Source organism: Acinetobacter lwoffii, from assembly GCF_022967985.1.
Lineage (GTDB): Bacteria > Pseudomonadota > Gammaproteobacteria > Pseudomonadales > Moraxellaceae > Acinetobacter.
The window spans coordinates 85,292-91,883 of sequence record NZ_JALJVC010000015.1 but is presented as its reverse complement, the minus strand read 5'-3'; the positions used below and the strand labels follow the sequence as shown (position 1 = coordinate 91,883).

Here is a 6,592-nt window from a genome sequence, read left to right as displayed (position 1 = left end):
ATCTTAAAATAGCCCTCACCCTTGCGCACTCAGAATATATTCTGAGGATGCTCATCTCCTACAAGGAGAGAGAATTTTCATTACTACATCTAGAGTTATTATACGAATAAGAGATTAAAGCATCCCATGCCTTAAAAACATCTCCAAGCCACTTACCTTTTTGATATACATCAGGCGTTCTTTTTCTACTTTAATCTGCTGTTTGATGGCTGAAGTATCTTCATCGATTTGCTTATACAGGTCAGCAATCTGAACTTTGCCTTTCGCCTTTTTTACTGCAATTCTGGTTTTCGATGACCAGACCAATCTATGAATCAATGTATTAATCTGCTCTTGTAATTTCTGGCTTTGTGCATCCAAAGCCAGTTGATAAAACTTGAGTTGCTCTGCACTTAAACCTTTTTGTGAAATATCCTGATCTTGTTCAATCTGCAGTTGCATTCTTAGTAACGTAAACAGATCCTGCTCTGCATACGCCTCATTGGCACGTTGCAATAATTCAGTTTTCTTGATTTTTTTGACATCGTTCACTTCACGGTCAGGGTGAATGATGGCAGCAATTTTTAAATATACGGTTTTCAATGACTGCTCTGCCGTCGCTGCTGCATGTTCCTGTTTTTCCTGCTGGCGTTTTAATTTGGCCTGTTCACGCGCCTGCTGAAAATGATCTGACTCCCATTCTTCAAATACTTCTGCATCTGCAAGATCTGAGGGATTCTCATTCTTAAAGAATGTTTCCAGTTCATTTATTTTCTTTTGGCTTTTTCTGAACTGGGCATGTTCGGCACGTTGCTGATAATAAGTGAAGATTTCATTCACCTTATGGGCTTGTTGCACCGACATCGCCTGAGAGTCTTTTAGATAATTTGCAAGGTACTGAATCTTTTCATCCAGCACCACCAGTTCTGCTTTGGAAAATGTAGTTTCCTGCAGGTGCTTCCAGAGCTGTTCCAGCTGCTTGAACAGTACGCCATGCAATTCATGATAGACCGGTATAAATGTTTTATGGGTATATTGCTGCAGATCTTCTTCAGCCTGTTGCCATTGGTGTAATTCCTGTTTCTGTTGCTGGATTTTATCAATCAGATGATCCAGCTTCTTCTGCTGTGGCGAAAGCGCTGTAAATGGCTGAATCATGGTTTTCAAGTCAAAGAGCATGGCAGGAGAAGGTCAAAGAAGAAATAATATCTATCTTAAATCTTTCAGCTTTTGTCACAAAGTCCTTTTCAGTGTGCCCTTTCGAAATTTGTATCAGAATTAAAAAAAGCAGACCAAAGTCTGCTTTTTCGCTCTCATATTGATTATTCCAGCACTACACGACCATTCAGGGACTGCACCGGTCGGTTATTTGGATGGCCCATCAGTTTGGCAAATTCCGAAATCTGCTTGGCAGAAGCCTGTTGAATATCTTTCAGGATCAGCCAGCGTACCCCTTCCGAACACGGTGGTGTGGTCAGCGAGCCGCTAAAGCGATAATAACCCAGGTTTTTAGGCAACATTTCATTCACAGGTTGTGGGGTCTTTAAGACGACTTTTTCACCTTGCTTTTTCGGCAAGCGGTTCCACATACGTTTAAGCATCGGATTTTCTGTACCCTGCTCAAACATCATCGCCACTACAGCAAGTTCACCTTGAGCATTGGCATGGACAAAATGAATCTCTAGAGGATAGCTCTTGCCCTTAATCAGGTTCTCACTTGGGCTATGCAGATGAAACTGTTTCAGCACAAAAGTTTCATCATCCAGCTGCAATTCTCCGCCTTGTGCAAAGTCTACCTGAACGGTATGACCTTTATTTTCAATTGCGTGAATCATGGTGTTATAGCTAAACTTGAGCGGTTCCAGTTCGGCTTTGACAGTTCGCTCAATATTGATTGGTGACTGGTTCAATCCATTACAGGCTGAATATTTCTGGTTTAGAGTCGACCACTGTTCAGGCTGATCATAGTTCCAGTCTGCATCTGCAAATACCGCTGTACTTAAGCCCATAACCGTTAAAAGCGTGAATATCTTTTTCACAATACATCCTTTCTTGGAAGTCAAAATCAATATTTTTAATTTAAAAAACAGATTTTTAGCTTGCTTTAATCGCTATATTTTTCAGGGCACAAACTACAGATTTTTATAGAAATGAAGTGATTTGCTTACAAATTTCCAAACACTCCTAATTCTTTAAAACACATTATTCAGGATTCATATTGATAAATTTCAAATGGATAATACTTTTATAGATTTAAAAACAGCCAAAAAAGAATGTGATCTTCTTCAAATTTAATCTGCTGATTTTTTATGCATTATTTACATGAAATCTCTATCTTATTTTGAATAAATTAAATAGCTAGCTTTTTAAGCTCAAGCTTCTTTTTTAAATAGAATCTATCTTTATTCATAAACTTACATAAACACAGCAGCAAATAAAATACTGATATTGTTAGACTCGAGCCAAAGAGCAAAATGAGGATAAAGAATTTAAATGGACTGGGCCACGATATTTATACATGACACCACTTGGGAGTTTACTGCAGAAATTTTACTGCGTTGTGCCCTGATGTACACGATGATTATCCTGTTTCTGCGCCTGACCGGAAAACGCGGGGTACGTCAGCTTTCCATCTTCGAAGTCGCTATCATTTTGAGCTTGGGTTCGATTGCCGGCGATCCGATGTTTACTGAAGATATTCCCCTGATTCAGGCAGTTTTGGTGATGTCGGTCATTATTGTCATGTATCGCCTGACTACTTGGCTCATGATGAAATATCAATGGTTCGAAGACCTGCTGGAAGGTAAACCGATTTATATCGTGGAAGATGGCGTACTGGTCGTTGAAGAAATTAAAAAAGGTAAAATGTCACATGATGAATTCTTTGCCGAAATGCGCCAGCAAGGCGTAGAACATCTGGGTCAGGTACGCACCGGTTTACTGGAAACTGACGGTAAGTTCAGTATCCTGTTTTTCAAATCGGATGAGGTTCGGCCTGGGCTGCCACTTTTTCCTAAAAGCTGCTCTATAGTCCAACAGGTCAAGGCCGGGCAATTATATGCCTGCATTTACTGTGGACAGGTACAAACCCTTTCACATGCCGACCAGCAATGTCCGCGCTGTGATTCTTCGCAATGGGCCGAAACGATTGACTGTTTAAGAATAACTTAAGTCTGATTCAGTAACTGCAAATGCGCAAAAATTTCCGGTAGTTGCTGAATTTTATATCGGATATGTTCGGCATCGGCATGAAAGCCTTGCATCCATAATGCATGCATTCCGGCCTCTGTAGCTCCCTGTACATCATTAATTGGATGGTCGCCAATATACAGGCACTGTGCAGGCTGCACGCCTAGACGCTCTGCAGTGATCTGGAATATTTCCGGCTGTGGTTTGTTAAAACCTACCAGCCCCGAACTGATGATCTCATCAAAATAAGTTTCAATACCCAAACCCCGAATCGTATTTAAACGGGTGTCATGTCCGCCATTGGAAACAATGGCGAGCTGATAACCCTCATCTTTCAGCTGCGTTAATACTTGCTCTGCTGCCGGCATTTCTACGGCGAAACGGCCAAACTGGCTAAACCAGAAATGGGCCAGTTCATCTATGGTTGGGGGATTTAACCAGGACAATTCCTGCAATAAGGCATAGGCAGCCGAAGCCCCGATACTGCCATGCGTGAGCAATTCCTTTTTAGGATAACCACCATTATCGATACGCCGTACAATCTCGATAATTTTATCTGAATCGACCTGTTTCAATGCTGGCGCATAGTATTCTGCCAGATAACGGCTATAAGCCTGTGCAGTCAGATCACGATGGGTCAAGGTATTGTCGAGGTCAAATAAAACGGCTTGAATAGGCATAATTTTCAAAACGAAATGCTGAAACTTGCAATCATGGTAACAGTCCGAAACTCGTTAGATCAGACATAAAATTGCTAAGTTTTGTTGTTTTAAGCATAAAAAAAGCGATGCCAAAGCATCGCCTTTTCTTAGAGTACAAAATCTAAATTAGAATTTGTATTCTAAGCCTGTACCAACAACTGGTTGTTTAGTTTCTAAAGAACCACGCTCAAGTGTTAGATAACCGGCATAACCATATGCTTTCACTTGTTTACTAAATGCGTAATCTGCACCAACAAAGATCTGCTGTGCTTCATAATCGGCAGTATTATCTTTGAAGCTTGTAGTGTTTTGGCTGTATTGACCTTTAACTGTCCAAGCTTTTGCATTTGGAAGATTATATTCAGCACCAATTAACCAACCTTGAGCATCATCAATAAGCAAATCAACTGCTTTAGAAGCTGCATCCACATCCGCCACTTCTGAAGTTTGATAAAGAGCTTTAAGCGCTAAACCACCATCTAGATTTACACGGCCAATTGCACGAATGGTATTTGCAGCAGCAAATAAAGTACCGCCCGTTACTTCTGGAGCAGAAGCATTATCAAAACCGCGCCCTAAGAAGTTAGTCGGAATTGCTTTGTCATAAGCAACACCTGCTACAACTACTGGGCTGTCATATACTACAGAAGCAGACCAAGCATCACCTAAACCACGATTTGCAGTTTTAACTACACCTTTATCAGATTTAATTCCTGAATTTTCACCAGTTGCCAATAAAGCATTCACTTTAATAGCACCTTGAGGCAAGGCAATAGCTGGAGCTTCATACACTACAGCATTCGCTACTCGGCTTTCACCAGTGAAAATACCACTTACATCAGCACGGTTACCTACATAATTATTGAAGGTATCTACCGGGCTAGACAATTGTTTTAATGGAGTGTCATGTGCACCAATTTTTAAAGTACCAAGTTTTGCATCTTTTAAACCAACAAAACGGTTACGTTTAGACCAGTCGTCACCCTCACCATCAGAGTTAAAAGCCCATTCAATTGCATAAATTGCGCTTAGGCGATCCGTTAACTTTTCATCCCCTTTTAAACCAACGAATGAGCTATTTGAACTTAGTTCAATTACATCTTTGTCAGATACTGGTGAAGCATTATCTTCAGGTAAATAATCTACTGATGCATCAATTTCACCATAGAAGGTTGGTGCTGCAAAAGTTGTCCCCGCCAAAAGGCTGAATGCAATTGCTGTTGCTAACTTAGTTTTCATCAAAAATATCCTTAATTTATTTTGTAACAAATAATACACACGGTGCTTATATTACAAAATTATTAAATTAATATTTATATATTCTATTTAGTACTTTAGGCTAACATTTAACCAAATAGTTGATTATTTAGAAATTTTATACTTTTTCTGCAACTTTCATCCATCGGAAAATTGGAATTAGACTGAAAATTGCCACGATCACGATCAGATTCAGATAATTTTGATAGCCTAAAGCATCTCCAAAAATGCCACTCAGACTATAAAGTCCCCCACTCACCGTGGCCATCAGCGCCACCTGAAAGGTGAAATCTGTACCAGCCAGATGCTTGCGACTGTATTGCATGACTAAGGTCAACATGACCACCAAAAGCATAGCTGAGATCATGTCTTCGGCTGCATTGACCAGATATATCATCCAGTTTTGTACTTTGTTTTGAGCTTCATACTGCGTAGCGAGCCAGGCATAAGCCATTAAGCTCAATATTTTTAGAATTGAGAAAATGATCAAACTCGAGCTGCGAGACCAGTACTTCAGACACCAGCCAGCCAATCCTGCTCCAATCAGTGCCGCAAATGCACCAAGCATGGTGATATAAAGGCCAATCTGGCTAAAGCTCAGTCCGAGATCCACCATCAAAGGTTTTAATAAAGGCCCGGATAAACCATCGGCGATTTTAAAGGTCAGTAAAACCAGAAGCCACCTCGCCAAGCTTAAATCTGACCAGAAGTATTGAAAATAGGTTTTTATATTGCTGAGTGCAGGTCCTTTATCAGCTGGCGTGATAATTTTTGAATGCTGAGATTCTCTAAAAAATAAAATGGGTAAAGTATTAATAAAGACCAGAGCTGCCAATAATAGAAAGGTGGCTTGCCATTGCAGCAGATCGAGCAACCATAATATGGCCCCACCTCCGACAATGAATCCCAGACGAGAACCAATCACCTGAAAGGTATTGCCCCAATGCTGTTGCTCATGATTCAGAATGTTCACTGCCAATGCATCGGTGGCAATATCCTGCGTCGCGCCAATGCCATTCATCAACAAAAGCGTGATAAAAAACAGCAGTAAATACAGTGGCTGGTTTAAAGCCTGAATGGGTAGAAAAGAAAGTCCAATCAAGATAACAACTGACAGCCATTGCAGGGGAATAATCCAGCTACGGTAATGACCTTTGGCGATTGATCCATACCGATCGACCCAAGGTGCCCAGAATATTTTAATCGACCAAGGCAGCATTAACAGACCAAAGCCCCCGATATGCGCCAGTGATACCCCTTCAGCCCGCAGAATGACCGGCAAGGCATGCGTCATAAATCCGACCGGAAGCCCCTGTGCCCAATACAGCGAAAATAGTAAAATATAGATATTCCGCATATTTAGGCCAAGTCCTTAAGGTGAAAAGGCATCACCAGCATTTAAGATGCTATACATTTTGCCAATGATCCAGATTTTACAACAGTCTAATATAATAAAAAATAAAGAA

At 40.7% G+C, this 6,592-nt stretch carries 6 protein-coding genes; 1 reads left to right on the top strand and 5 read right to left on the bottom strand.

Annotation, left to right across the window (positions count from 1 at the left end; all coding sequences use genetic code 11):
• Positions 1–114: 114 nt before the first annotated feature.
• Positions 115–1,158, bottom strand: a complete 1,044-nt coding sequence (locus tag MWG72_RS10280) for a coiled-coil domain-containing protein (protein ID WP_247143979.1) — start codon at positions 1,156–1,158, stop codon at positions 115–117.
• A 143-nt stretch (positions 1,159–1,301) separates the two neighbouring features.
• Complete coding sequence (locus tag MWG72_RS10275) at positions 1,302–1,988, bottom strand: carbonic anhydrase (RefSeq protein WP_247143982.1); 687 nt, start codon at positions 1,986–1,988, stop codon at positions 1,302–1,304.
• Between the two features lie 484 nt (positions 1,989–2,472).
• On the opposite strand from MWG72_RS10275, the gene MWG72_RS10270 reads away from it, so the two are divergent.
• Positions 2,473–3,150, top strand: a complete 678-nt coding sequence (locus tag MWG72_RS10270) for a DUF421 domain-containing protein (protein ID WP_247143978.1) — start codon at positions 2,473–2,475, stop codon at positions 3,148–3,150.
• Here MWG72_RS10270 and MWG72_RS10265 read toward each other — a convergent pair.
• The 3 genes from MWG72_RS10265 to MWG72_RS10255 form a co-directional block, all read right to left on the bottom strand.
• The gene (locus MWG72_RS10265; RefSeq protein WP_247143977.1) at positions 3,147–3,848 is read right to left on the bottom strand and encodes an HAD family hydrolase; all 702 of its coding nucleotides are present in this window, start codon (positions 3,846–3,848) and stop codon (positions 3,147–3,149) included. The two genes, MWG72_RS10270 and MWG72_RS10265, sit on opposite strands and share 4 nt — an antisense overlap.
• A 147-nt stretch (positions 3,849–3,995) precedes the next feature.
• Positions 3,996–5,108 (bottom strand): porin, encoded by a 1,113-nt coding sequence (locus tag MWG72_RS10260; RefSeq protein WP_004646237.1) that lies wholly within the window; start codon positions 5,106–5,108, stop codon positions 3,996–3,998.
• A 136-nt stretch (positions 5,109–5,244) separates the two neighbouring features.
• Positions 5,245–6,483 carry an MFS transporter gene (locus MWG72_RS10255; protein ID WP_247143976.1) on the bottom strand — a complete coding sequence of 413 codons (1,239 nt, stop codon included), beginning with the start codon at positions 6,481–6,483 and terminating at the stop codon, positions 5,245–5,247.
• Positions 6,484–6,592 lie beyond the last annotated feature (109 nt).